Source organism: Amycolatopsis thailandensis (genome assembly GCF_002234405.1).
GTDB lineage: Bacteria > Actinomycetota > Actinomycetes > Mycobacteriales > Pseudonocardiaceae > Amycolatopsis > Amycolatopsis thailandensis.
On sequence record NZ_NMQT01000185.1, the window covers coordinates 1 to 803 of the forward strand.

The 803-nt window shown below is 70.7% G+C and carries 1 protein-coding gene; it reads right to left on the reverse strand.

Annotation, left to right across the window (positions count from 1 at the left end; all coding sequences use genetic code 11):
• Window positions 1-77 precede the first annotated feature (77 nt).
• A partial coding sequence (locus tag CFP71_RS40270) for a copper amine oxidase (RefSeq protein WP_482746727.1) occupies window positions 78-803 on the reverse strand: 726 nt, incomplete at its 5' end.

The following is an 803-nucleotide window of genomic DNA, read 5'->3' on the forward strand; positions in this document are numbered from 1 at the left end:
GATAGCGGGGCCTTCGGCCGGGCGGGTTCACTCGTCGGTCGGTTTTGGTCTACAACTTCAGCTCCGCCAACAGGCTCTTAGTGATCGTGGGCGGAACAGTGCTCGTCGGCAGCGCCGGAAGGCAGGTCGAGGGCCGGATTGCGGTCCAGGAAGCCATAGGGGCGCAAGGAGAAACCGGAGTAGTCGACCGGCATGACCGGCCAGTCCTCCGGGCGCGGGATGTGGGTCGGGCCGAAGACGTGCCACAGCACGAGATCGGTGTCGGTCAGGTCCCGGTCGGCGGCGGTCCACGCGGGCAGGCCCGCGCCACCGGGGTGGGCGTTCGGCCGTTCGCCCGCCGGGTAGCGCTCGTCGGCGCGGTACGGCGTCGCCCACAGGTGACGGGTGGCGAACGTCGCCCGCTGGTGGACGGTCGATTCCGGCTGCGCCATCAGGGTCGCGGACGGGCGGGGGACCAGTTGGTACGCCGTGGGGGTGCCGAGCCGGTTGGTCCGTTCCGCGCTGCGGATCTCCCAGACCCGGGCCTTGGCCGGATCCGCGTGCCGCCGGGCCTCCAGCTCCGACCGCAGCGGGGTCTCCTTCCAGGTGAAAGCGTTACCGTACGGGTTCTGCTCGCCCATCGGCACCCGTTCGACGTCGATCTCGACGAGCGAGTTGCGTTCGCCGTCGATCGCCACGTCCAGTCGCGCGCAGAAGAGGTGCTGGTGCACCGGCGCGAACAGGCCGGGCGCGATCTCGTTGGCGTGCGGGTGTTTCGTGCCCGTGTGCGCGGCGCCGGCGAACACGATGCCGGTGGCCTTCGC